The sequence below is a fragment of the Desulfomicrobium norvegicum genome, assembly GCF_900114595.1.
Lineage (GTDB): Bacteria > Desulfobacterota > Desulfovibrionia > Desulfovibrionales > Desulfomicrobiaceae > Desulfomicrobium > Desulfomicrobium macestii.
The window spans coordinates 229,932-254,233 of record NZ_FOTO01000005.1; the positions used below are offsets into that span (position 1 = coordinate 229,932).

27 protein-coding genes are annotated in these 24,302 nt (G+C 60.1%); 12 read left to right on the forward strand and 15 right to left on the reverse strand.

Translation table 11 applies throughout. From position 1 onward, the window contains the following. Nucleotides 1-3: 3 nt before the first annotated feature. The 7 genes from BMZ24_RS10035 to BMZ24_RS10065 form a co-directional block, all read right to left on the reverse strand. Complete coding sequence (locus tag BMZ24_RS10035) at nucleotides 4-588, reverse strand: zinc-ribbon domain-containing protein (protein ID WP_092191833.1); 585 nt, start codon at nucleotides 586-588, stop codon at nucleotides 4-6. Between the two features lie 9 nt (nucleotides 589-597). Beyond that, a complete protein-coding gene (locus tag BMZ24_RS10040) occupies nucleotides 598-1,773 on the reverse strand; it encodes a type IV pilus twitching motility protein PilT (RefSeq protein WP_092191835.1) in 1,176 nt (391 codons plus the stop codon). A gap of 1 nt (nucleotide 1,774) precedes the next feature. Further along, on the reverse strand, nucleotides 1,775-2,857 hold the full coding sequence (locus BMZ24_RS10045; protein ID WP_092191837.1) for a type IV pilus twitching motility protein PilT: 1,083 nt from the start codon (nucleotides 2,855-2,857) through the stop codon (nucleotides 1,775-1,777). A gap of 135 nt (nucleotides 2,858-2,992) precedes the next feature. Further along, entirely contained in the window at nucleotides 2,993-3,532 is a 540-nt protein-coding gene (gene pgsA, locus BMZ24_RS10050; protein ID WP_092191839.1) for a CDP-diacylglycerol--glycerol-3-phosphate 3-phosphatidyltransferase, read from the reverse strand. 4 nt (nucleotides 3,533-3,536) lie between these two features. After that, on the reverse strand, nucleotides 3,537-4,139 hold the full coding sequence (locus BMZ24_RS10055; RefSeq protein ID WP_244150330.1) for a lytic transglycosylase domain-containing protein: 603 nt from the start codon (nucleotides 4,137-4,139) through the stop codon (nucleotides 3,537-3,539). A 21-nt stretch (nucleotides 4,140-4,160) separates the two neighbouring features. Then, nucleotides 4,161-5,069 carry an Mrp/NBP35 family ATP-binding protein gene (locus BMZ24_RS10060; protein WP_092191841.1) on the reverse strand — a complete coding sequence of 303 codons (909 nt, stop codon included), beginning with the start codon at nucleotides 5,067-5,069 and terminating at the stop codon, nucleotides 4,161-4,163. A 140-nt stretch (nucleotides 5,070-5,209) separates the two neighbouring features. Then, nucleotides 5,210-5,881, reverse strand: a complete 672-nt coding sequence (locus BMZ24_RS10065) for a protein-L-isoaspartate(D-aspartate) O-methyltransferase (protein WP_092191843.1) — start codon at nucleotides 5,879-5,881, stop codon at nucleotides 5,210-5,212. A gap of 152 nt (nucleotides 5,882-6,033) precedes the next feature. Between BMZ24_RS10065 and BMZ24_RS10070 the strand changes: the two genes are divergently transcribed. Then, nucleotides 6,034-6,465 carry a CBS domain-containing protein gene (locus BMZ24_RS10070; RefSeq protein WP_092191845.1) on the forward strand — a complete coding sequence of 144 codons (432 nt, stop codon included), beginning with the start codon at nucleotides 6,034-6,036 and terminating at the stop codon, nucleotides 6,463-6,465. A gap of 166 nt (nucleotides 6,466-6,631) precedes the next feature. Here BMZ24_RS10070 and mgtE read toward each other — a convergent pair whose 3' ends face one another. Beyond that, nucleotides 6,632-7,966, reverse strand: coding sequence for a magnesium transporter (gene mgtE, locus BMZ24_RS10075; protein ID WP_092191847.1), 1,335 nt, complete (start codon nucleotides 7,964-7,966; stop codon nucleotides 6,632-6,634). 125 nt (nucleotides 7,967-8,091) lie between these two features. Between mgtE and bioB the strand changes: the two genes are divergently transcribed. The 11 genes from bioB (at nucleotide 8,092) to BMZ24_RS10125 (ending at nucleotide 16,473) form a co-directional block, all read left to right on the forward strand. After that, the gene (gene bioB / locus BMZ24_RS10080) at nucleotides 8,092-9,060 is read left to right on the forward strand and encodes a biotin synthase BioB (RefSeq protein ID WP_092191849.1); all 969 of its coding nucleotides are present in this window, start codon (nucleotides 8,092-8,094) and stop codon (nucleotides 9,058-9,060) included. After that, a complete protein-coding gene (locus tag BMZ24_RS10085; RefSeq protein ID WP_092191851.1) occupies nucleotides 9,051-9,359 on the forward strand; it encodes an ApeI family dehydratase in 309 nt (102 codons plus the stop codon). Before bioB ends, BMZ24_RS10085 begins: the two co-directional genes overlap by 10 nt. Continuing rightward, nucleotides 9,356-10,090: an SDR family NAD(P)-dependent oxidoreductase gene (locus BMZ24_RS10090; RefSeq protein WP_092191853.1), complete on the forward strand. Its 735-nt coding sequence runs from the start codon at nucleotides 9,356-9,358 to the stop codon at nucleotides 10,088-10,090. Before BMZ24_RS10085 ends, BMZ24_RS10090 begins: the two co-directional genes overlap by 4 nt. Beyond that, nucleotides 10,087-10,467, forward strand: a complete 381-nt coding sequence (locus tag BMZ24_RS10095; RefSeq protein WP_092191855.1) for an acyl carrier protein — start codon at nucleotides 10,087-10,089, stop codon at nucleotides 10,465-10,467. The genes BMZ24_RS10090 and BMZ24_RS10095 overlap by 4 nt, the downstream gene beginning before the upstream one ends. Before the next feature lies 1 nt (nucleotide 10,468). Beyond that, nucleotides 10,469-11,635 (forward strand): beta-ketoacyl-[acyl-carrier-protein] synthase family protein, encoded by a 1,167-nt coding sequence (locus BMZ24_RS10100; protein WP_092191857.1) that lies wholly within the window; start codon nucleotides 10,469-10,471, stop codon nucleotides 11,633-11,635. After that, nucleotides 11,626-12,024 (forward strand): hypothetical protein, encoded by a 399-nt coding sequence (locus tag BMZ24_RS10105; protein ID WP_092191859.1) that lies wholly within the window; start codon nucleotides 11,626-11,628, stop codon nucleotides 12,022-12,024. Before BMZ24_RS10100 ends, BMZ24_RS10105 begins: the two co-directional genes overlap by 10 nt. Further along, nucleotides 12,003-13,160, forward strand: coding sequence for an aminotransferase class I/II-fold pyridoxal phosphate-dependent enzyme (locus BMZ24_RS10110; protein ID WP_092191861.1), 1,158 nt, complete (start codon nucleotides 12,003-12,005; stop codon nucleotides 13,158-13,160). The genes BMZ24_RS10105 and BMZ24_RS10110 overlap by 22 nt, the downstream gene beginning before the upstream one ends. Continuing rightward, on the forward strand, nucleotides 13,157-13,846 hold the full coding sequence (gene bioD / locus BMZ24_RS10115; RefSeq protein WP_092191863.1) for a dethiobiotin synthase: 690 nt from the start codon (nucleotides 13,157-13,159) through the stop codon (nucleotides 13,844-13,846). The genes BMZ24_RS10110 and bioD overlap by 4 nt, the downstream gene beginning before the upstream one ends. Nucleotides 13,847-13,995: 149 nt before the next feature. After that, nucleotides 13,996-15,282 carry a uracil permease gene (uraA, locus tag BMZ24_RS10120; RefSeq protein WP_092191865.1) on the forward strand — a complete coding sequence of 429 codons (1,287 nt, stop codon included), beginning with the start codon at nucleotides 13,996-13,998 and terminating at the stop codon, nucleotides 15,280-15,282. A 68-nt stretch (nucleotides 15,283-15,350) separates the two neighbouring features. Beyond that, the gene (locus BMZ24_RS19695; protein ID WP_153304611.1) at nucleotides 15,351-15,524 is read left to right on the forward strand and encodes a hypothetical protein; all 174 of its coding nucleotides are present in this window, start codon (nucleotides 15,351-15,353) and stop codon (nucleotides 15,522-15,524) included. A gap of 25 nt (nucleotides 15,525-15,549) precedes the next feature. Further along, nucleotides 15,550-16,473, forward strand: coding sequence for a phosphotransferase enzyme family protein (locus BMZ24_RS10125; RefSeq protein WP_092191867.1), 924 nt, complete (start codon nucleotides 15,550-15,552; stop codon nucleotides 16,471-16,473). A gap of 11 nt (nucleotides 16,474-16,484) precedes the next feature. Here the strand turns inward: BMZ24_RS10125 and BMZ24_RS10130 are convergent, their stop codons facing one another. The 7 genes from BMZ24_RS10130 to BMZ24_RS10160 all read right to left on the reverse strand — a co-directional run bounded on the left by BMZ24_RS10130 (nucleotide 16,485) and on the right by BMZ24_RS10160 (nucleotide 24,102). Further along, nucleotides 16,485-17,852: a DEAD/DEAH box helicase gene (locus BMZ24_RS10130; protein ID WP_092191869.1), complete on the reverse strand. Its 1,368-nt coding sequence runs from the start codon at nucleotides 17,850-17,852 to the stop codon at nucleotides 16,485-16,487. Then, entirely contained in the window at nucleotides 17,852-18,283 is a 432-nt protein-coding gene (locus BMZ24_RS10135; protein WP_092191871.1) for a thioesterase family protein, read from the reverse strand. Before BMZ24_RS10135 ends, BMZ24_RS10130 begins: the two co-directional genes overlap by 1 nt. A 74-nt stretch (nucleotides 18,284-18,357) precedes the next feature. Beyond that, entirely contained in the window at nucleotides 18,358-19,011 is a 654-nt protein-coding gene (locus BMZ24_RS10140) for a potassium channel family protein (protein ID WP_092191873.1), read from the reverse strand. Nucleotides 19,012-19,020: 9 nt separating this feature from the next. Continuing rightward, nucleotides 19,021-20,367 carry a TrkH family potassium uptake protein gene (locus BMZ24_RS10145; protein WP_092191875.1) on the reverse strand — a complete coding sequence of 449 codons (1,347 nt, stop codon included), beginning with the start codon at nucleotides 20,365-20,367 and terminating at the stop codon, nucleotides 19,021-19,023. Nucleotides 20,368-20,370: 3 nt separating this feature from the next. Beyond that, nucleotides 20,371-22,014, reverse strand: coding sequence for an ABC transporter ATP-binding protein (locus tag BMZ24_RS10150; RefSeq protein WP_092191877.1), 1,644 nt, complete (start codon nucleotides 22,012-22,014; stop codon nucleotides 20,371-20,373). Then, complete coding sequence (locus tag BMZ24_RS10155) at nucleotides 21,986-23,002, reverse strand: ABC transporter permease (RefSeq protein ID WP_092191879.1); 1,017 nt, start codon at nucleotides 23,000-23,002, stop codon at nucleotides 21,986-21,988. The genes BMZ24_RS10150 and BMZ24_RS10155 overlap by 29 nt, the downstream gene beginning before the upstream one ends. Beyond that, nucleotides 22,999-24,102 (reverse strand): microcin C ABC transporter permease YejB, encoded by a 1,104-nt coding sequence (locus BMZ24_RS10160; protein WP_092191881.1) that lies wholly within the window; start codon nucleotides 24,100-24,102, stop codon nucleotides 22,999-23,001. The genes BMZ24_RS10155 and BMZ24_RS10160 overlap by 4 nt, the downstream gene beginning before the upstream one ends. Nucleotides 24,103-24,302 lie beyond the last annotated feature (200 nt).

Genomic DNA, 24,302 nt, shown 5'->3' on the forward strand with positions numbered 1-24,302 from the left:
GAACTACCCTTTCATATGCAGTCTTTGTGCTGCAACAGCCCAAGGCTCACTATAGCTTTTGAATTCACCCATAGCAAGGTCAAGAATGTTTTCGATTCTTTCACTGTCTTTCGCGCTGACAACGGCATTTACGCCTCTGAAAAAGGCTTCGTTGGCATGCAGACTCTTGCAGTCGGCTTCGACCAAAATGATGTTGACATCCCGGCGGCGCAATCCGTTCCATTTCCTGACAACACCCAGGATGGCCTTGGCCTCTTCCGATTCTTCAAGGATAAGGATGTTGTAGTAATTGATGCGAACCTTATCCAACGCCTCGTGAATAAGTGCGGTTTCGGAAACAAAAATGCCACGCGATTTCAGGAAAAGGCCTATTCTCTCGGAGAGTTTCCTGTTCTTGACAAACAAAAACGCCACTGTCGCATCATGCGGAAAATGTTCAGGCGGGGCGATTTTTTCATTTTCGCTTTCCTGATCGACGACAATCGGTTCTCTGCACTTTGGACAATTGAGTTTGAACTTTCTGGTTTCAGGAATACGGTCGTCCGGTATCACAAAACTGGATTTGCAGTGAGTGCACGTGATGTCCATTCTAACCTCTCAAAAAAAGGAGCTCTTGCGATCATATTCATGATCAAGTTCAAGGCCTTCAATATCCGTAACCTTCTCTCCTCGGGCGGTTTTGATCTTGTCCAGCATCTGGGCCAGGCGTGATTTGTCCGATCCGTAGAGCATGGCGACATCTTCGGTGATGATGTTTTCGTAAAACTGGTTGGCAATGTACTTGTCGAAAGTGATCATGCCGTAGGCATCACCGGATTCAACAATGTTATAAAAGGACTTGTCTTCGCTCTCACCGTTATAAATCACTTCCTTGATGCGCAAGTTCGATTTCAAAACCTCGAAAGCGGGCACTCGCCCACCACCAAGACGCGGCATCAATCTTTGCGAAACGACAAACTTGAGACTCTCAGCCAGACGAGATCTGATCAATCGCTCTTCGGCAAGCTCAAACATGCCGATGATGCGGTTGATCGTCTGGCCGGTGTCGCTGGTATGCAGGGTGCCGAGCACGAGATGGCCTGTCTCCGCAGCCTCCAGAGCAATGGTGATCGTATCGCGGTCCCGGATTTCACCCACCAGGATAACCTTTGGCGCCTGGCGCAACGCAGCTCGCAGCCCCGACGAGAAAGAATCGAAATCAAGGCCGAGTTCACGCTGGTTCACGGTCCCGAGCTTGTGCTCGTGAACATATTCGATCGGGTCCTCAAGGGTGACGATATGCTTGCGGTGCATCTGGTTTATGTTGTCGATGAGGGCGGCAAGGGAAGTGGTTTTACCCGTGCCGGTGGCGCCGGTGACCAGAATGAGGCCGAACTTCTCCTTGGACATTTCGTAAAAAACTTCAGGCAGGGCGAGGTCCTTGATCGTGGGCACTATGGAGGTCAGCTTGCGCATCACGATGGCCAGCGAGCCCTTCTGCCCCAACACGTTGACCCTGAAGCGGCAGCGGCCAGGCAGTTCGTAGGAGAGATCGCAGGAGCCTGTGCGCAACTGATCCTCATAAAGGCGCATATTGCGGCCCATGAGGCACATGGCCACGGCTTCGACCTGAATGGGCAGGAGAGGTCCAGGGTTCGGCTCCAGCTTGGCGTTGACGAGCTCGCCGTGAACTTCCGCCTGCACGTGCTTGTTTACCGTGAAGAGGATATCCGAGGTATCAGGTGCGAAATCGAGAACCTGATGCAGGATATGGTCAAGATGCGCTCTTTGCATACTACACCTCGGTGAAATCTTGGGGCGGGGTGGTCAGAAATTCCCTGAATTTCGATTTTGTGGCCGCCTTGTTGTACGCCTGCTCGGCGTCGATGACACCGGCGGTGAGAAGTTTCATGATGGCATCGTCGATACTCTGCATGCCGAACTTTCGTCCGGTTTCGATAACGGAGTTGATCTGGAAGATCTTGTTTTCGCGGATCAGATTGCGCACGGCGGGGGTGGCGATGAGGACTTCAATGCCTGCCACGCGCCCGGGCTGGTCAATACGCTTGAAAAGATTCTGCGCGATGATGGCTCTCAGGGAATCGGCGAGGCCGGAGCGGATCTGGCCCTGCAAATCACCGGGAAAGACCTCGATGATACGGTCGATGGTTTTCGAGGCGGAGATGGTGTGCAGGGTCGCAAAAACCAGATGACCCGTCTCGGCGGCTTCAAGGGCCAGCTGAATGGTTTCCAGGTCTCGCATTTCGCCGACCAGGATGATGTCCGGGTCCTCGCGCAAGGCCCCGCGCAAGGCCGCGCTGAAGGACAGGGTGTCCCTGCCGACTTCGCGCTGGTTGATCAGGCAGTTCTGAGGTTCGTGCACGAATTCGATGGGGTCTTCGATGGTCAGGATGTGATCCTTGCGGATCTTGTTCACGTAATCGACAATGGCTGCCAGGGTTGTCGATTTACCGCTTCCGGTCGGGCCGGTGACCAGCACGAGCCCTTTGGGCAAGAGCGCCAGATTCTTGAGGATATTCGGTAGGCCCAGTTCCTCGATGGTGAGGATCTTTTGCGGAATTTCGCGAAAAACCGCGCCTATTCCGCGTTTCTGCATGAAAAAGTTGGCGCGGTACCGAGCCAGGTGAGTGACTTCGTAGGAAAAATCCACATCACCACATTCTTCGAATGTCTTGATCTTGTTTTCAGGGGTAATTTCGTAGAGCAGTTTCTTGAGTTCTTCGTGTTCAAGAAATTTGTACTTGATGCGCTGCATTTCGCCATGCAGTCGGATAATCGGTTGCGAACCTGATGAGAGATGAAGATCCGAGGCCCCAAGCTCATGCATCATCTTGAAAAAAGCATCTATTTGAGCCATTTATGCCGTCCTCCAAAGGAACTGTCCGCAAAAAATGAAAATCTGTGATAGGCAAGCAGATTCTTGTCGCACCCTTCAGTTCAAATAAGTTGGGTTTATCTATACACTAAAATTCAGAGAAACAAAATGCAAAGTTCAGTCACCCCAAATCCGATAAAAGCCGTAAAGATAATTCCACCCCGAGTACAGAGTGAGCACCACCGCGACAAGCAGCAGCAAAAAGCCCAATTGCGCAGTGTCGATCCCAAATAACGGGTAGTGATAAATGAGCGGGACCAGCGCGACGCTCTGCATGATTGTCTTCATCTTTCCATATTTGTCTGCCGCGATAACCTGCCCCTTGTCCGCGGCTATGGCCCGCAATCCGGTGACAAGCAATTCCCGGACAATGACAATGATCGCGATCCATGCCGGAATCCAATTCAACTCCACCAGCATGATCAGAACCGATGCAATGAGTATCTTGTCTGCCAATGGATCGAGGAATTTCCCGAAATTGGTGACCTGATTGTACTTTCTGGCCCAGAAGCCATCAGCAAGATCGGTAAGGATGGCGACAAGAAAGAAGACCGTCGCCAACAGACAGGTTGTCGGGTTGGGGAAATACAGCAAGGCGATAATAAAAGGCACCGCCAATATTCGAAACACCGTGAGGGCATTTGGTACGTTCATCATTTTTTTATTCATAATGTTGAAGTCGCGCCCAAACTTTATCTACATATTTTTGAGTTTCGGCGTATGGAGGGATTCCTCCATATTTTTTAACGGCATTTGGCCCTGCATTATATGCCGCGACAGCAAGACGCCTATCAGGAAATGTATCAAGCAAATACTTGAGATAACGAATACCCGCATCGATATTTTCCGAGGGGTCGAAAGGATCCTCAAGATCGAGATCCCTTCCTGTTTCAGGCATGATCTGCATCAAGCCCTGCGCCCCGGCGGTTGAAACCGCAGCGGCATTGAATCCGGACTCGACATCAATCACCGCCATCACGAGTTTTTTGTCTACATCATATTTGGAACATAAGCCGGAGACTATGGTGTTCACTTCTTCAACGCTTCTGTGATCGCGCTTGAAGGCAACAATTGCATTCCGTATATAATTGATCGTCTTTTGAAACTTGTATGGCTTGTATTTTCTTGAATTTGGAATGTCCGTTATGCAAAGACTCCCATCCTCCTTGACCATATAATAGATTCCTTTGGCGTGGACGCTCTGTCCAGCCAAGAAAAAAAACTGTAGGGCAACAAGAAATGAAAGTACCAAGCCACGTTTCATGAAATTCGTATCACCATTTTCCTATACATGACTGCTTGAAACGGCCTCCAGGCTGTTTTCGGCGGCGGCGATGACCCGGTCCGCCATCTCAAGCAAGGCCGTCTTGGCCGGACATTCAATATCGAGCATGACCACGGGCTTGCCCAGATCCCCGGCGACCACCGTGACCGGATCAAGCGGGATGGCGCCGAGAAACGGCAGCGAATATTTTCTGGCCAGCTCCTCTCCACCGCCCTTCTTGAACAGGTCGATCTTCTGCGCACAGTGCGGACAGATCAGACCGCTCATGTTCTCGACGACACCGAGAATGTTCGCCTTCACATACTGAAGAAAGTTAATCGATTTTCGCACGTCTGCCAAAGAAATTTCTTGAGGCGTCGTGATGACGATGCTCAGGGCATCGGGGACTGTCTTGAGCACGGCCATTGGCTCGTCGCCCGTGCCAGGAGGGGAATCAATGACCAGAAAATCAAGCTCGCCCCAGTCCACATCGGACACGAACTGGCGGATGGCCGAGGTCTTCATGGGGCCCTTCCAGAGCACGGCCTGATCCGGATCCTTGAGCAGGGACTCCATGGACACCACCGCCAGGTTTTCACTGTATCGCTTGGGCTGGATGCCCTTTTGCGGATCGATGTCCAGAAGGCCGGTCAGCCCGAGCAGGTGCGGAACGCTGGGTCCGTGGATGTCGACGTCCAGCAGGCCGACCTTGTAGCCCTTGATGGCCAGGGCGGCGGCCAGATTGGTGGATACGGAGCTCTTGCCCACTCCACCCTTGCCGCTCATGACGAAAAGCTTGTATTTGATCTTGGACAGGGTGCTGGCGATGACCTTGTCCTGACGTTCGAGCTTGGTTTCCGGGCTGTCCTGGATCGTTCCCAGGGTGTTCTTGCCGGAGCAGCTGGAACAGGATGAATTGGTTTCGGACATTTTTCCTCCGGGGATATGGGCCATCCGCGGCCGTTCTGAGCGGCTGCGTGGGCCAGATATTCATGTAAAGGTTACGCGGCGTTTATTGACGGCACGCATCGATGCACCAGGAGCGGCTCCGCGCTCCGCGACACCAGGGGTCACCAGCCGTGCGATCCAACCAGATCAACGAAAGCGACGGAGCCGTGATCTTCCTGATGGATGCGCCCTTCCTTCTTGAAAATCCTGAGCAGTCGCTGGTCCCTTCGGGTCGCGCCCACGGGGATGAGCATGATGCCCGGGTCCGTCAACTGCTCCAGCAAGGGCGCGGGCACCTCGGGGCCTCCGGCCGTGACGATGATGCGATCAAAGGGTCCCTGGTCGGGCCAGCCCATGGTCCCGTCGTCGAGCTTGACCCGTACATTGAAGTATTTCATCTGCAAAAGTCGGCTGCGGGCGGTCATGTAAAGCTGTTTGATCCGCTCCACCGTGAAGACCTCCGCTCCCATGGCCGCAAGTATGGCGGCCTGATATCCGGAGCCGGTGCCTATTTCAAGGATGCGCATGCGCGGACGGACGACCAGAAGCGATGTCATCAGGGCGACGATGTATGGCTGGGAAAGTGTCTGCCCAAGACCGATGGGCACGGGATGATCACCGTAGGCCTGCATCTGCAGGGCTTCATCGACAAAGAGATGACGCGGTACCTGACGCATCACCGACAGCACGCGTTCGTCGGTGAGCCCCCTGGCCTCGATCTGCTCCCGCACCATTCTTTCCCGATTGCGAAGAAATCCCTTCAACGTGAAGCTCTCCCGGTCTGCTCGATTCATTGGAAATCATTACCAGAAAGATGGTTGCAAACCAGATTTCACCATCCAAGTCAACACGGACATCATTGTGAACCGTCCTTCGTCGCCCGCGCCAACCTTTTTCTTGCCCGCGATGCTGGAATCGGAAAGAATGCTTAAAAAAGGAGAATGCCATGTTCCAGGTAAAAAATATCATGACCAAGGATGTTTTCACCCTCAATCACAACGAAAGTCTGAGCGCGGCCAAGGATCTGATGGATCTGGCCCGCATCCGCCACATCCCCATCGTCGATAACCAGGGCAAATTCACGGGCCTGCTTACGCATCGCGACATTCTGGCCGCGACCATCTCCGAGTTGGCCGGCATTGATCGTCAGACCCAGGATGAAATCGAGTCCGGAATTCCCATCCGCGAAATCATGCAGACCGACGTGGTCACCGTCACCGCGGAACTTTCCTTGAAGGAAGCCGCCAGATTGTTGCTGGAAGAGAAGTACGGATGCCTGCCCGTGGTTTGCGACGACAAGCTCTGTGGGATCATCACCGAAGCCGACTTCCTGCGGCTGACCATCGATCTGATGGATGCCGTGGAGCCGGAAGACTAGCAGGCCGCCCCAAAACGCAGGGCTGCCGTGTCAGCGAAAAAAGCCAGACCGCTTATGTATGCTTAATACACTGCGCATCCTGGCTTTTTCGCTTCCCTGCATCTCACCAATTTTCAAGCGGCCTGCAAATTTGATCTTTTCAAAAGTCTGATAGCCCCGCTCCCTTCTAGAAAAGAAAAACGGCGGCCAGCCCCAGAAAGGTGAAAAACCCGATGCTGTCCGTCAAGGTCGTCAGGAAGATGCTTGAAGCCTGGGCCGGATCGCGTCCAAGTTCCTTGAGTATGAGGGGGATGGACGCTCCGGCCACGGCACCGAGGAGCATGTCGAGACCCAGGGCCACGGCCATGACCACGGCCAAGCCAAGGTTGTGCGTCCAGGTGAAGAGGCCTAAAAAAACCAGCGCACCGACGATGAGCCCGTTGGCCGTTCCGATCTTGGCTTCACGCAACACCGCCACCCAGCTCTTCTTGCGGTTGAACCGCTCCATGGCCAACTGCCGGATCATGACCGCCAGGGCCTGCTGCCCCGTATTTCCAGCCTGATTGGCGACGATGGGCATGAGCGCGGCCAGGATTGCCATCTGCGCGATGGTCCCTTCGAACAGATGCACCACGTAGGCGGATACGGCGGAGTTGAGCACATTGAGAACCAGCCAGGGCAGGCGCATGCGCAGGGAATAGGTCCACGGCGAATCCACGGTTTCGTCCCGACCCGCGCCGACCATGGACTGCATGTCCTCGCTGGCCTCCTCCTGGATGATGTCGATGACGTCATCGACGGTGACCATGCCCAGAAGGCGCTGCTCGTGGTCCACGACCGGAAGGGCCAGAAAATTGTAACGGCTGATGAGCCGTGCGACCTCTTCCTTGTCCACGTCGAAGGAGACGTAAATAAGGTTCTGCTCGTGCAGCAGCTCTTTAAGCAGCGTCCGGCCGGGACTCAGAAGCAGATCCCGCAGGGAGAGGACGCCCCTGAGATGCCGGAACTCGTCGACTATGTAGGCATAATAGGGAATTTCGGTTTCCTCGACCCGGTCGCGTATCAGGTTGATGGCCTGCTGCGCGTTCATGGAGTGGTCCAGGGCCAGGATCTCGGTGTTCATGACGCCGCCGGCCGAGTCCGGGTCGAACTGCAGCAGGTCCGAGATTTCCTCGGCGTCCTCGCGTTCCAGCTTCTTGAAGATGCGGGCGCGGATGGAAACATCGAGATCTTCGAGAATGTCGGCCGCGTCATCCGGCGACATCGCTTCAAGAATGGCGGCGGCAAAATCCGGCGAAAGTTGGCTCATGAGCGCGTTGCGATCGTGACGCTCCATTTCGGTGATGGACTCCGAAGCGTCCTCCACGTCCATTTCCTGAATGTATTCGAGCTGTTCCGCCAGAGACAGATTTTCCAGCTCATCGGCGGTATCGGCCGGATGCTGGCTGTCCAGGGAGGTAGCCAACCACTGCACGGAGGCGTGGTCCATGGGCGTGGGATCGGAATTTTTCTTTGCATTCATAACAGGTGATCGGTAGCCTAATCGGGTTGCGAGGTCAAAAGGCTCTTCAGATTGACGCTGAAAAAACACACTGGAATTTGACAACGCCCAGACCCCGCGACTAATGCCCCTCTCACAGGAAAACCATGCTGCATCCACTGATTACACGTCTTTCCAGCCATATCCTCGACGGCAAGCCCTTGAGCGAAGAGCAGGGGAATCTGCTGGCCGATCTTGAAAGCGGGCACACCACCGAACTTCTGTTCGCGGCGAACGCCATCACCCGGGCCATGGGGCATCGCCCTTTCACCTGCTCCATCACCAACGCCAAATCCGGGACCTGTTCCCAGGATTGCAGATTCTGCGCTCAAAGCGGACATTACGATACGGGCAGCCCGACCCATGCGCTGCTCCCGCTGGAAAAACTCATCGACCGCGGGCTGGCCATGCACCAGGCCGGAGCCGCCTGCTATTCGCTGGTGACCAGCGGGCTGATGCTCTCCAGCGATGAAATCGACCGCATCACCGCCTGCATCGAAGCCCTCAAATCCCGGACCTCGCTTCAGCTGAGCGCCTCCCTCGGGCTCCTGAACCCGGACTACGCGCGCCGTCTGACGAGGGCCGGACTGACCCGTTACCACCACAATCTGGAAACGGCCCGATCCCACTTCCCGTCCATCTGCACGACCCACTCCTACGACGAGGACATCGCCACCATCCGGCTGGCCAAGGAGCACGGACTGCGCATCTGCTCGGGCGGCATCCTCGGCCTTGGCGAATCATGGGCGCAGCGCGTCGAACTGGCGGCCACCCTGGCCGAACTGGACGTGGATACGGTGCCGCTCAATTTCCTGTCGCCCATCGCGGGCACGCCCCTTCAGGACAGTCCGCTCCTGTCCGTGCACGACGCGCTCAAATCCGTGGCCCTGTTTCGCTTCATGCTCCCAAAAGCAAGCATCACCATCGCCGGTGGCCGGGAGCGGGTCTTGGGCGACTATCAGTCCTGGCTGCCCCTGGCCGGAGCCAACGGCATGATGATCGGCAACTACCTGACCACAAAGGGGCGCGATCTGGACGCGGATCTCAAAATGCTGGAGCAGGGCGCATGGATTTGAGTCTCGTCTCGCGCGATCCGCTGCAGATGTCGGTTTCCTTTGATCCGGCCGACAGCTGTTTCAACGGACATTTTCCCGGCAATCCCGTGGTGCCAGGTTCGCTCATCACGGGCCTCTGTCTGCAGGCCATTTCAGGCTTGCTCGGGCACAAGGGACCGCTTCACATCCGCCGCTTCTCCTTTTCCCGCTTCGCCTCCCCCGGGGAGTACGCCCTTGGCATAGAGGACGTAGGGGGAACGTATCTGTGCACCCTGAGCCGCGAGGACACGATTTTCGCCCAAGGCAGGATCACCGCATGAAACTCGACTTTCACGGCAAGACAGTCCTCGTCCTCGGAGGCGGCTGCTCCATCGGCCTGGCCCTGACCGCCCTGCTGCTGGAGGAAGGCCTGGCCGTCATCCCGACGCACGCCTCGGAAGACGGAAAAGCCGCCATATACCGAAAATTTCCTGAACTGACGGGCAAAAGTCCGTGGCTGGACCTCGGCGACAAGGCCAGCCAGACCACCCTTGCCCCCCTGCTTGAAACCGGGGTGGATTATCTGGTCGATCTTGCCCATGCCGACCACGAAGTGCTCCTGGCGGCGGCAGGCGAAACCGACATGGACGCCTATTTTCAGGCCAACATCGCCAACCGTCTGCTCCTGCTCAAGGCGGTTACCCGGTCCATGCTGGCGCGCCGTTTCGGTCGCCTCGTGCATCTTTCTTCCACCGCCGCCGCCGTGCCCGCTCCCGGCCAGGGATTTTACTGCGCGGCCAAGAGATCGGCCGAGGGACTGTACCAAAGCCTGGCCCTGGAACTGGGCCCGCGCGGCATTACGAGCCTGAGCCTGCGTCTTGGCCTTGTCGATGCGGGGCGCGGGGAGCGTTTCCTGGACAGGGAAGACAGGCGGCACGACCTGTCACGAAAAATCGTGACCGTGGACCAGGCGGCGGGCACGATCCTGTTCCTGCTCTCCGATCAGGCCCTGGCCCTGACCTGCACAACCATCACCATGGACGCCGGACTGACGGCGCAAAAATACGCATGAACCCTTTCCCGACCATCTGTTCCATTCTGGCCGAAATCCTGGACCTGGACCCGGCGGACATCACCCCCGAGACCTATGTCATTCGCACCCTCAAGGCCGAATCCATCGACCTGCTTGAAATCGGAGTGGCCATGCAGCACAGGCTTGGCATCGCCGTGGACGACGACCTGCTTTTTCTCAAGAACGTGCGCATCATCCTGAACCGGGCCAAGCGCGACAACTTAGGTGCCCTGTCGGCCCTCGAATCGGCATACCCCTACCTGCCCGAAACCCGGCGTCAGGAAATCCTGGACGACCTGTCCGCCGGACCGGTGCTGCAGGTGCGTGATCTGGTGGCCTATGCCCAGGCCTTCCCGGCCGCCACGGCAGGAAGCTGAGATGAACGGCGCACGCCGGGTGGTGATCACCGGCAGCGGCTTCGTGCTGCCGCTCGGCTCGAACAGGGCAGAGGTCTTCTCCGCCCTGCAACGGCCGCACGGCCCGTTTGTTCGTTCCGTTGACGATCCAGAGGTCGCGGTCTGCCCGATCCCCGATTTTGATCTCAAGGCCCATGTCAGCCGCTGCAAGAACGCCCGCTACCTGACCCGGGGCCAGCAACTCTGTCTGGCCGCCGCCGTCAGGGCCGTGGACGACGCCGGGCTCGGCCCCGACGAACTGGGTCATGCCGGACTTTTTCTGGGCCTCGGCCCAAATCTGCAGGCCCGCCCACGCGATGACAAGGCCTTGTGGCTTCTGGATTATCTGCCCAATACCGTTTCCTCGGTCATGGCCGAAATGCTGGGCATGCACGGAGAAAACCTGACCATCCTGACCGCCTGCGCGGCTTCGACCCAGGCGCTGGGACAGGCCTTTCGCGCCGTGGCGACGGGACTTGCGGACGTGGCCCTTGCCGGTGGCGGTGACTCCCGTCTCTCCGTGGAAGGAATTCGCGCCTACAAACAGGCCGGAGTCCTGGCCACGGGTTTCGATCGGCCGGAACTGGCCTGCAGACCCTTCGACCAGGACCGCTGCGGTTTTGCCATCGGCGAAGGCGGCGCGGTCTTCACGCTGGAGTGTCTGGAACATGCCGAGACTCGCGGAGCCCGGATTCTGGCCGAGATCGTCAGCGCCTCCTCTTCCCTGGACGGAGGGAGCCTGACCGGCCCCGACCCCGCCGGACACGCCGCCGGCACCGCCGTGCTGCGCTGCCTGGAAACGCTCGACGCCGAAGACCTCTGCGTCCTTGCGCATGGCACGGGCACAGTCCTGAACGACACGGTGGAAGGGGAAATTCTGGCCCGGACAGTATCCCGGGCCATGGGCATCACGGCCTTCAAGTCCAGGATCGGCCATCTGGCGGCGGCCTGTGGCTGCACAGAACTCGCGCTGGGTCTCGTGTGCGCCGCGAAAGGACATTTTCCGGCCATCGCCGGACTTGAGAACCCTTGCCGGGACGACCTGCCCCTGCTGCGCGAACCCTTGCGGCGCAGCCCCCGAGGCCTTCTGCTGCAAAGCTTCGGCTTCGGGGGGCAAAACGCCTGTCTGGGGGTGCGTCCTTGGATCTAGACTTCACCTCCTTCGATCCCACGCAGGCGCTTGAGGCCATCTTGTCCTGCGATGCACGGCAAATCGTGACCCGCACCAAATCCCTGCCGCCGTATCTGGCCCTTGAGGCCATGGCCCAGACCTGCGGCATGCATCTGCGACACCTGCACGATTTCAGGATTCAGGCATATCTTGTGTCCGTCTCCGACCTCCTCTATGCTCCGGATCTTGGCGCAAAGCCCCTGACCATCCGGGCCGACATCACCGCCGAGACCACGGCCGGCGCAAGCTACGCCGTGACAGTCAACGACGCCCCGGCCTGCCGGATTCTCATCGGAAGGCATGCCGCTTCCGACTCCCAGGACACCATTTTTCAAAGCCGTTTCGCATGCCTGAGCACAATTTCCTAGAACGCCTGAAAAACGAGACAGAGGCCCGTCGCCAGGCCGGTCTCGGTCGCGAGCTGCTGCCCGTGACGGAGTATCATGGTTCCAGCGTTGTCCTGGACGGCCGCGCGTACCTCAACTTTTCCTCCAATGATTTTCTGGGGCTGGCCCAGGACCGGGAACTCGCCGAAACCCTGGCGCAGCTTTGCCGACGCTGCGGCAGCGGCTCCGGCGCCTCGCGTCTGGTCACGGGTACGACCCGTTCCACCCTGGACGCCGAGCAGGCCCTGGCCGACTATTTCGGATATGAATCCTGCCTGATCCTCGGCAGTGGATTCCTGGCCAACCTCACGCTCATCTCCACGCTCTTTTCCGAAAGGGACACACTCCTGCTCGACAAGCGCGCCCATACCAGCACCGTGGCCGGAGTACGGCACAGCCGGGCGCGCTTTCACACCTTTCGCCACAATCGCATGAGTCACCTGAACAAGTTGCTCAAGGCCTACCCGGCCGATGCCGTGTTGACCGAATCGCTGTTCAGCATGGATGGAGACAGCCCGGACTTTGCAGCGCTTGCGGATCTCAAGGACGAAAACGGTTTTCTGTGCATCGTGGACGAGGCGCATGCCTTCGGCGTGCTGGGCCCCGACGGACGGGGGCTGGGCCGTGCGGTGGCCGATGTGGCCGTGGGCACGCTGGGCAAGGCCTTCGGAATGTTCGGGGCGTTCATCCTCTGTCCCCGGGCCGTGCGCGAACATCTGATCCATTTTGGGCAGGGCTTCATCTACACCACGTCCCTGCCGCCCTGGCACGGGGACATGGTCCTGGCCATGCTCGACCGGATCGGCCAGTCGGGGGCCCAGCGCGAGCACCTGCGCCTGCTCGGGAATCTGGCCCGCAAGCAGTTGCCGGAAGCGGGTCTGCAGGTTCGCGGAGCGGCGCACATCCTGGCGCTGGAAGTCGGCGACGAGAACCGCTGTCGGCGTCTGGCCGCGGCCCTGCGGGAGGCGGGAATCCTGGTCTTCGCGGCCCGCTACCCCACCGTGCCCCTGGGGCAGGCCATACTGCGGGTCTGTCTGACCGCCGAGCACCACGCGGACGACATATCGCGACTGCGCGACGCTCTCTCAGGCGCGCTGCACAAGGAGGGCGAGGCATGAGCTCCGGCAGGATCATCTTCATCACGGGCACGGACACGGATGTGGGCAAGACCGTGGTCAGCCTGCTCGTCATGCGCGCCCTGTCCGGCCAGGGCGCCGTGTACCTGAAGCCCGTGCAGACGGGCTGTCCCGGCCCTGGGCACGACTCCGACGCCTCCTTCGTGCACGACCTGCTGCCCGGCGGTCTGCCGGGGGGCATGGCGCCCGCGGACTGCATCCATTCCTGCCGCCCCTTGCCCAAGGCCCCCCTTTTCGCGGGCGATCCCGTGGATTTCGATGCCCTGAGCCGCTTCATCGCCGCCCATGCCGCCCGTCACGAAATCACCGTGGTGGAAGGTGCGGGCGGGCTGCTGGTGCCGATAACGGCGCAAAAAACCATGGTGGACCTGGCCATGGAGACAGGAGCCTCCCTGCTCGTGGTCGGCCGCGCCGGTCTGGGAACCATCAATCACACCCTGCTGACCCTGGAAGCCATGAAGGCCCGCAAAGCCCCTTGTTTGGGCGTGATCCTGACCGATCCCACGGACGCCGTTCCGGAGCTTGACCGGGCCGAAAACAGCGCGGCCATCGAAAGTTTTTCCGGGATCTGCGTGCACGGGATCATCGGCCGCATTGACGACCTGCGCAATCCGCACGACCACGCACAGGCCGTGATCAAAAAAATCCTCTCCTCCCAGGGTTCCTGACCCACCCGTACAACAACCTTTCTTGACCACGTCGGCGCCTCCTTGTAGGACATTGCAGTTTTGGGGTTTGCACGGCGGACCCCATCCGGCATGTGCGCGGGACGGGCCCATTTGGCCTTGCTACACATCATTTTCGAAGGGAGAAACGCATGAGCAGAAGAATTATCCAGGTTGATGAAAAAGTTCCATTACTTCAAGGCTTTCCGTTAAGTCTTCAGCATCTTTTCGCCATGTTCGGCGCGTCGGTGCTGGTTCCGACCCTGTTCAAGATCGATCCGGCCATCGTGCTCCTCATGAACGGCATCGGAACGCTCATCTACCTGTTCATCTGCAAGGGCAAGGCACCCGCGTTTCTGGGTTCGAGCTTCGCATTTCTGTCTCCGGTCTTCGTCGTTCTCGGCGCCGACCAGGCCCTTTGGGGAGGCAATTATTCCTACGCGCTGGGCGGCTTCATCGCCTCGGGCCTGATCTTCTGCACCGTGGCGCTGATCATCGGCCGCTTCGGATCCGACTGGATCAAGATCGTGCTTCCCCCGGCCACCATGGGCCCCATCGTCGCCCTCATCGGCCTGGAGCTGGCCGGTGTGGCCACGGGCATGGCCGGCATCATGCCCGACGATTCCGGGGCCTATAACATGGACGCCATCATCGTCTCCATGGTCACCCTGCTGGTCGTCGCCTTCGGGTCCATCGTGTTTCGAGGCTTCATGGCGGTCATCCCGGTCCTGGTCGGCATCATCGTGGGCTATGCGGTGGCCATCGGCATGGGCATGGTCGATTTCGCGACCATCACCACGGCCCCGGTCATCTCCTTCCCCACCGTGTACCTGCCCAAGTTCGACATCAACATGATCCTGATCATCATCCCGGCCTCGCTGGTGGTCATCTCCGAACACATCGGCCATCTGGTCGTCACCGGCAACATCATCGGCCGCGATCTGGTCAAGGATCCCGGCCTGCACCGCTCGCTGCTCGGCGACGGCATCGCCACCACCCTGTCTGGCTTCATGGGCTCCGTGCCTGTGACCACATACGGCGAGAACATCGGCGTCATGGCCATCACCCGCGTCTACTCCGTGTGGGTCATCGGCGGAGCGGCGGTCATCTCCATCTGTCTGGCCTTCATTGGCAAGCTCTCGGCCTTCATCCAGTCCATCCCCACTCCGGTCATGGGCGGCATCTGCATCCTGCTTTTTGGCGTCATCGCCGCCTCGGGCATCCGCATGCTGGTCGAAGCCAAGGTCGACTACTCCAAGCCCGCCAACCTGATCCTGACCGCCGTGGTACTCATCGTGGGCCTGAGCGGCACGGCCCTGCACATCGGCACGGTGCAGCTCAAGGGCATGGCCCTGGGCACGGTGGTGGGCATGGCCTTGTCCATGATCTTCCACCTGCTGGACCACCTCGGCCTGACCAACCAGCCGGCCGAACACTAGGCAACCTTGGATATCGAAGGGGCGGAACACCTGGGTGTCCCGCCCCTTCTTGAATCCCGGAGGGCGAAATGAAAAAGCAATACATCCTGCTCTGGATCGGGGGCGTGGTCGGCGTACTGACCATGGGCGCGCTGCGCTTCGTGGGCAAGAACACGGACATCTTCGGCCTACTGGCGGCCATGGCCGTGGTCATCGCCGTCCTGGCCTTCTTCGTCATCCGCTACGTGAACCGCAAGTGGTGAAGCTTCGCTTGCTTGCACATCCGCCATGCATCCATCCCACGAACTACTGCGCGACATCCTGAGCCGCTGGGGACTGCCTTTCACCGGCATTCATCCCCAAATCCGCATCCAGGGCAGCCCTGAGCGCTGCCTGTACCGTGTCGTGGTGGACGCCGGAGACTCGCGTCATTTCCTTGAAGAACTGGACTCCCGAACACTGCCGCGCAAAAGAGTGATCGCCGGACGCATCGCCCATCTGGCGGCCAGGGGATTGCCCGCCATCGCGCCTCGGGCAGGGCTTGACGGAGACACTGTGCAGCATGCAGGCGCTCGCCATTGGCAATTGACGCCTTTTCTGAACGGGATTGAACCGGACAGGGACAGTTACTGGCGGGACGCATGGCGCGGCAGGGCCATGGCCGCCTTCCTGCACGACCTGAGCCGGGCAAGCCGGGATCTGGCCACTGGCGAAGAGCCCTTCGACCTGCGCGCTTATGTCTTGAGGATCGTTGACAACGCCAGAAGATTGCATCCAAAAGCGCACGCACAGCTCCGCCCCGTCTTCTCTCTCGTCGAGAGGAGGCTTGAAGCGTGCCCTGGCCTGCCCGTGGCCTTCTGCCACGGCGACCCGCATCCTTTGAACATGATCTGGGGAAAAGACCGCATCCTGGCGGCCATCGACTGGGAATTCTGCGGACCCAAATGCGTCCTGCACGACATGGCCCTGATCCTTGGCTGCGTCGGCAGTGAAGACGAAAACGCGCTGGACGGCCCTTTCATCACGACCTTTCTGGACACCTTGCGCGCCTGCGGCCTGCTGGACAGCACGCTGGAACCGCACCTGCCAACCTGGACCCTGGCCCTGCGCACGGCCTGGCTGGCGGAATGGCTGCGCCGGGAAGATACGGACATGATCGAATTCGAGATCTTCTACATGACGACCCTGGCGGATCGCTTCTTCAAGGGGTAATTCCCGCCCGCCTAGCTTCCAATCCCGGCATAAACCTCCGCCCGCGCCCGGGCGGCCGCATTGAGCACGCCGACCTTCTCGTCCACAAAATCATAAACCTTTGGTTGAGCTTTTCCGCTTGCCGGACGCAGCACCCGACCCAGATACTGGATCAGGCGGCCGCTGAACTTGATGGGCGTCGCCAGAAACAGGGAGGTCAGGTTGCTGGCGTCGAAGCCTTCGCCGATGAGCTGACCCGTGGCGAAGACCGCGCTGATCCGGTTCGACTGGATCTGCTCCACCAGCCGTTTGCGTTCCGGCAGGGGCGTGTCGCCGGTCAGGACCGCCGCGCTGATTCCGTGACGCTCGTGCAGAAGCTCCTGCAGCACCCGGCAATGCCACTTGCGGTCGGACAGAACCAGACTCACTCCGCGCCCGGACGCTATCTCGGCGGCCACCTCGTCCACGATCTGGCAGTTGCGCGCGACGTCCTCGGTCAGATCGGCGATGATCAGGCCATACTCCTCGGCGGGGTCGCGCTCGCACACGAAGGCCGTGGGCCGGAGACAGATTTCCGGCCGCATTATGGCCCCGCTGTCCATCAGGTCATCGCTGTCGATGCGGGCGTGCATTTCGCCCAGATGCCAGAAGATGAGCTGCGTCAGGCCGTCGCGCCGGTAGGGAGTGGCCGAGAGGCCAAGAGAATAGGCGCAGTCGAAGGCGGTCACCGCGGCGGTGAAGGTGCGGCTGGGGGCGCGGTGGCATTCGTCGACAATGATGTGGCCGACGCGTTTCTTGAGGTCCTTGGCCCGGCTGTACACGGATTGCACGGTGGCGACGGTCACGGCCTCGCCCACCGTGCTCCTGCCGCTGCCGATCATGCCCACCTTGCGGGCCGGGATGTCCAGAAACTGCTCGATGCGCTCCACCCACTGCATGGCCAGGTCCCGGGTGTGCACGACGATCAGCGCGGGCTGGCGGCGCTCGGCGATGAGCGCCAGGCCGCACACGGTCTTGCCCGCTCCCGTGGGCGCGCACAGTGTCCCGAAACGGCGCCTGAGCATGGCCTGGCAGGCGGTGTCCTGGTAGGGGCGCAGCTCTCCGCCAAAGGTGAAGTCCACTTCCGGCAGGCTGCGCCGTTCGTCCTTGTACTCCACGGCCTCGCCATGCTCCGCGCAGATCCTCGCCAACCGGCCGCCATAGCCGCGCGGCAGGATGAGCCCTCCGTTCGTGCGTGTGGAATAGAACTTCAGATGCCGGGAGACCTTGTAGTTGGTGCGCCCCATCTTCAGGTTTTCGAGCCACTTGGGATTTTCCAGGGTCAGCTCGGCCATGACCTGGTTCTTGATGGGCTCCGGGATGTCGGTCAGAAAGAGCTTGTGGGCGATCCTGCACTCCATCAGGCGTCACTCCCCAGGCATCGGAGCAATCCCTGGGGCAGACGGGAGACCTTGCGTAAGGAGTAATCGAAACAGACCATGCCGGTCTTGACCAGGGCGATCTCGACCGCATCGGCGGGCCGGGTCAAAAGATAGACAAGATCAAAGCTCGAACGCCGCACCTCGATGGCGCCGACAGCCACGTCCAGCTCATCGCCCAGAAATGCCTCGCCCCGGAAAACCAGGGCCGCATCGGCCATGATGAGCCCCACTCCGCCCACGTCCTTTTCGGACAGGCCGCAGGACGCCAGCCAGCGCACCCGCGCCTCGTGCGCAAGCCCAAGCACCCGGTCGTTGCCCAGATGTCCGCCATAATTCACGTCGGTCACCCGCACGGAAAGCCGGGTCCGGAAAAGCCAGGACTCAGGCAACTCAATCTGCACACGCGCCATATCACCCGTCCATTTCGTTCATTGTGTCCGTCGCGCCCGTCGCGTCCGCCTCTTCCATCACCTGCGCCCTCCCATCAGGAATCCAGTTCCAAAAGCTCTTCCCCGTGTCCGATGACAGCCAGGACATCGCCCTTCTGCAACGGCTCGTCGGCCTTGGGCACGAACACGAACTGCTTCTCCTCAAGCCGCTTCACGGCCACCACCTGGATGCCGATGGTATTGGTCAGGTCAAGCTCGCGCAGCGTCTTGCCTGCCCAATCCTCCACGATGATCTCCTTGAGGATGACATTGGTGCCCAGGGGCAGATAGTCGATGAGGCCCGGCACGGCCAGCTTGGCCGCCAGCTGTTCGGCGGCGTAGCGCTCGGGGAAGATGACCGCGTCGGCTCCGACCTTGATGAGCACTTTCTCGTGGTCGCGACTCATGGCCTTGACTGTCACGCTCTTGCAGCCCAGCTCCTTCAGAAACAGCGTGATGAGGATGCTTGCCTCCATGGAATGGCCCGTGCTGACGATGACCGACGGCAGTTCGCCGAAGCCGAGCTGTTCCAGAGCGACCTTGTCCACCGCCTCGGCCTGGTAGGCCTGGGTCAGGACCTCCGAAGCCGCCTTGACCTTCTCCGGGTCGCTATCGACTCCGACAACCGTCTGGCCATGCGCCATCAAGGACTTTGCCAGACTCAGGCCGAACTTGCCCAGACCAACGACGCCAAATTCCCTGCGAGCCATGAAAACCTCCTAGCCTATGAGCATGCTCTTCTCCGCGCGGCGATAGCGTTCCCTCGTCTGCCATGCCTGAAGCATGGTCAAGAAGACGATGGGACCGAGCCTGCCGACGAACATGAGCATCATGATGACGAATTTACCCGGGATCGAAAGAGTCGGCGTGAGCCCGGTGCTCAGGCCCACGGTGCCGAATGCCGAAGCCGCCTCGAAAAAGAGTTCCATGAATTTTCCCCGCACCATCTGGTGCGGCAGGTTCGCCCCTTCGGTCACGGTGAGCACGAAGACGGAACACATGATGAGAACAAAGGCGAAAATCACGAGGGTCATGGCTTTGTTCACGGTGGGCGCGTCGATGCCGCAGCGATCCACCACTACCTGGTCGCGGCCCTTGATCTGGGAAACGGCAAAGCCGAGGAGCACGCGCAGGGTCGTGGTCTTGATGCCTCCCGCGCATGAGCCCGGAGAACCGCCGATGACCATGAGCAGGATCATGATGAAGAGCGACGTGTCGGTCATGATCCCGATATCCATGCTGTTGAATCCGGCGGTACGGGCCGTGACGGATTGAAAAAGGCTCTGCAGCAGCGCCGTGAACAGTCCGTCCTGCCTCTGCTCGATGAGAAAAAACACCGCCCACCCGATGAGGATCAGCCACAGGCTGGTGCGAATGACCAGCGAACTCTGCCAGCTCAGCGTGTCCCGCAGCCGGCGGGCCTTGAAGGCGGAGCCCAGAAATCCGGGAAGTTCGACCAGAACGTGGAAGCCGATCCCGCCCAAAAAAATGAGGAGCATGAAGAGCAGATTTATGGGCAGGTTCCCGGAAAAGCGCATCAGGCTGTCAGGATAGAGGCTGAAGCCAGCGTTGCAGAAGGCGGACACGGAATGAAAAAAGGAGCTGAACCAATCCACCTCGCCAAGGCCGAGGGAATAAAAAATGATGGCTCCGACAGCCTCGATGCCAAAACAGACCAGGAAAAGGCGTACCAGAAAACGCCCCAGGTTGAACGACGGGTCCCCCTGCAGGGACTGGCCCACGGCGATGCGGTCGGTCAGCGAAACGCGCCGTCGCCACAGATAGAAAACGAGGCTGGTGTACGTCATGACTCCCAGGCCACCGATCTGAATGAGCAAGGCAATGACGGTCAGGCCGAACTTCGAGAACATGGTCCCCGTATCCACGACGATGAGCCCGGTCACGCAGGTGGCCGATACCGAGGTGAACATGGCATCGACCCAGCCCAGCTGCGTTCCGTTCAGAGAAATGGGCAGATGCAGCAGTACCCCGCCGAGCAGGATGGTCGCGATGAAGAAATAGACCGGAAGAAATGCCGGAGAAAGGAATTTTTGGGCGTGCTTCATGCCTTATTCCAGGGCTGCGGCCAGCAGGGTGCGGGTATATTCCTGAACCGGACTTGCGAAAATGGTGTCGGTCGGCCCCTGCTCGACGATGCTCCCGTCCTTCATGATGACGATGCGGTGGCACAGGGCCCGGACCAGGGCCAGGTCATGGGTGATGAACATGTAGGTCAGGCCGAAGCGGTCCTGCAGATTGCGCAGCAGCTCCACGATCTGAAACTGCACCGTGCGATCCAGGGCCGAGGTCGGCTCGTCCAGCACCACGAATTTAGGCCGCAGAATGAGCGCCCGGGCAATGGAGATGCGCTGACGCTGGCCGCCTGAAAACTCGTGCGGATAGCGATGCATGGCACCGGGGTCAAGGTCCACGGCTTCAAGGATCTGTGCGATGCGCTCCCGGCGTTCATCTCCCACGGCCAGACGGTGCGCATCCAGGCCTTCGGCCACGATCTGACCGACGGTCATGCGCGGGCTGAGGCTGCCATAGGGGTCCTGGAACACGATCTGAAAATTGCGGCGCAGGGAACGGATCCGTCCTTCGCGCATGTCCGAGATCCGCTGCCCGTCGAAATCCACCTCGCCCTGGCAGGACTGCAGGCGCAGCAGGGCCAGGCCCAGTGTGGTCTTGCCCGATCCGCTCTCGCCGACCACGCCGAGGGATTCGCCCTTGCTAATGGAGAGTTCCGCGTCGGTCACGGCCTTGATGTAGCTCTTGGGACGGCCAAACAGTGTCTTGCCCTGCGGAAACCAGACCCGCACTCCCCGGGCCTCGATCAGGATCGGCGCGTCCGCGGCCAGGGGGCCCGGCCTGCCTGACGGTGTGCTGGTCAACAGGGTTTTCGTGTAGGCATGGCCGGGATTCTGAAAGATTTCGTCCCGCGTCCCGCTCTCCACGATCCTGCCCTCGCGCATGACATGCACCTCGTCGGCCATGTGACGGACCACGCCCAGATCATGGGAGATGAGCAGGATGGCCATGTTCAGGCGTTTTTGCAGGTCTTTGAGAAGTTCCAGCACCTGGGCCTGGATGGTCACATCCAGGGCGGTGGTCGGTTCGTCGGCGATCAGCAGGACCGGGTCGTTGGCCAGGGCCATGGCGATCATGACCCGCTGGCGCTGTCCGCCGGAAAGCTGGTGCGGAAAGCTCGAAAGACGCGAAGCCGCGTCCGGGATGCCGACCAGTTCAAGCAGTTCAAGAGTGCGCTTTTGCGCATCGGCCCCGGGCTGGTGCAGGATCACGTTTTCGGCGATCTGGCGGCCGATGGGGTGCAGCGGATTGAGCGAGGTCATGGGCTCCTGGAAAATCATGCCCACGCGCCCGCCGCGCACCTCGCGCAGGGACTTTTCGTCAAGGCGCAGCATGTCGCGGCCTTCGAACAGGATTTCACCGCTCGTGCGCGCGATCCGGGCCGGGAGCAGGCGCAGAATCGACAGGGCGGTGACAGACTTGCCGGAGCCGCTCTCGCCCACCAGGGCGCAGGTCTTTCCCGGATACACGGACAGGCTGGCACCCTGCACGGCCGCGATGGTCCGCCCTTCCACGGAAAAATCCACGCTCAGATCGCGGATGGCCAGGAGGGCTTCGCCCCGCGTGTCGGGCCCCGGACCGGACGCCATCCGGCTAGCTTCCGTGGCGTGGATCAAAGGCATCGCGCACTCCTTCTCCGATAAAAACCAAAAGGCTCAGGATCGTGCCCAGGACCATGAAGGCCGACAGGCCAAGCCAAGGGGCCTGGAGATTGTTCTTGCCCTGGGCCAGCAGCTCGCCCAGGGACGGCGAACCCGGCGGCAGGCCGAAACCCAGAAAATCGAGCGAGGTCAGCGTGGTGATGGACCCACTTACGATGAAGGGCATGAAGGTCACGGTCGCGATCATGGCGTTGGGCAGGATGTGGCGGAACATGATGACCCGGTCGGGAAGCCCCAGGGCCTTGGCCGCGCGCACGTATTCGAGATTGCGGCCGCGCAGGAACTCGGCCCGCACCACGTCGACCAGGCTCATCCATGAAAAAAGCATGGTCACGGCCAAAAGCCACCAGAACCCGGGCGCGACCATGGAGGCCAGGATGATCAGGATGAAGAGCGCGGGCATGCCGGACCAGATTTCCAGAAAGCGCTGTCCGGCCAGATCGATGATCCCGCCGTAATAGCCCTGCATGGCGCCCACGCAGACCCCAACCACGGAACTGCCCAGGGTCAGCGCCAGGCCGAAGAGCACGGACAGGCGCACCCCGTAGATGATGCGCGCCAGCACGTCACGCCCCTGATCGTCTGTTCCGAGCAGGTTCTCGCGCGAGGGCGGGGCCGGGGCGGGCACGGGCAGGTCGTAGTTGATGGTCCGGTAGCTGTAACGCACCGGAGGCCAGAGCATCCAGCCCTTGGCCTGTATCAGTTCCTGCACGTAGGGGTCGCGGTACACGGTCTGGGTCTCGAAATCGCCGCCGAAAACCGTTTCGGGATAGGCCTTGAAGACCGGGGCGTAGAAGCCCCCGTCATAGTAGACCAAAAGCGGCTTGTCGTTGGCTATGAATTCCGCCCCGAGGCTTGAGAGAAACAGGAACAGAAAGATCCACAGGGACCAGAACGCGCGGCCGTTGGCGCGAAAGGCGCGCAGCCTGCGACGGGTGATGGGGTTCATTGCTCCTCCCGTGCGCCGAAATCGATGCGCGGATCGACCAGCATGTAGGTCAGATCAGAGAGCAGCTTGGTGAAAAGGCCGATCAGGGTGAAAATGTAGAGGGACCCGAACATGACCGGGTAGTCCCGGTTGATGGTCGCCTCGAAGCCCAAAAGCCCCAGGCCGTCCAGGGAAAAGATGACCTCGATCAGGAGCGAGCCCGTGAAGAACATGGAAATGAAGGCCGCGGGGAAGCCGGCGATGATGAGCAGCATGGCGTTGCGGAAGACGTGACGGTACAGGATGCGCCCTTCGGTCTGGCCCTTGGCGCGGGCCGTGGTCACGTACTGCTTGCCGACCTCGTCCAGGAAGGAGTTCTTGGTCAGCATGGTCAGGGTCGCGAAGCCGCCGATGACCATGGCCGTGACGGGCAGGGCCAGATGCCAGAAATAATCCAGGATCTTGTCCAGGAGCGAAAAATCGGCCCAGCCCGGAGAGGTCAGGCCGCGCAGGGGGAACCAGTTCAGGTAGCTGCCGCCTGCGAACAGGACCACGAGCAGGATGGCGAACAGAAAAACCGGAATGGCGTTGCCCACGATCATGAACGTGCTGGTCCAGATGTCGAAGCGCGAACCGTGGCGCACGGCCTTCATGATGCCAAGCGGGATGGACAGGGTGTAGATGATGAGCGTGCTCCACAGCCCGAGCGACAGGGACACCGGGATCTTTTCGCCGATGAGTTCAAGCACGCCCTTGCTGCGAAAAAAACTCTCGCCCAGATCGAACGTGGCGTAGTTCTTCAGCATCTGGACGTAACGCTCCCACATTGGCTTGTCGAAGCCGTACATGCGCTCGATGCGCAGCACTACGTCCGGGTCAAGGCCCTGGGCGCCGCGATAGGCGGACTTGGAGGACGCCTGGGCCGAGACATTCGCCCCGGCCGTTTCCCCTCCCGATCCGCTGACACGCGCGGCGGCGGCAACGTCCAGCCCCTGCAACCGGGCGATCATCTGCTCCACCGGCCCGCCGGGCGCGGCCTGGATGATGAAGAAATTGAGCGTCAGGATGCCAAGCAAGGTCGGAATGATGAGAGCCAGGCGGCGCAGAATGTATGTGAGCATTGGTTCCGGATTTTATCGTTAATTCTGTTGCAAGACATGGATTCCCGCCTGCGCGGGAATGACGTATCAGCCCGCGCGGCAGAACGGTTTTTTCTTATGGCAAGCCGCCCACATCGTCCCGGCGTCATCCCCGCGAAGGCGGGGATCCACTGTTTTAAAATCGACTCGAAATCGAGTTTTCTTCTGGCGCAAGCCGCCCA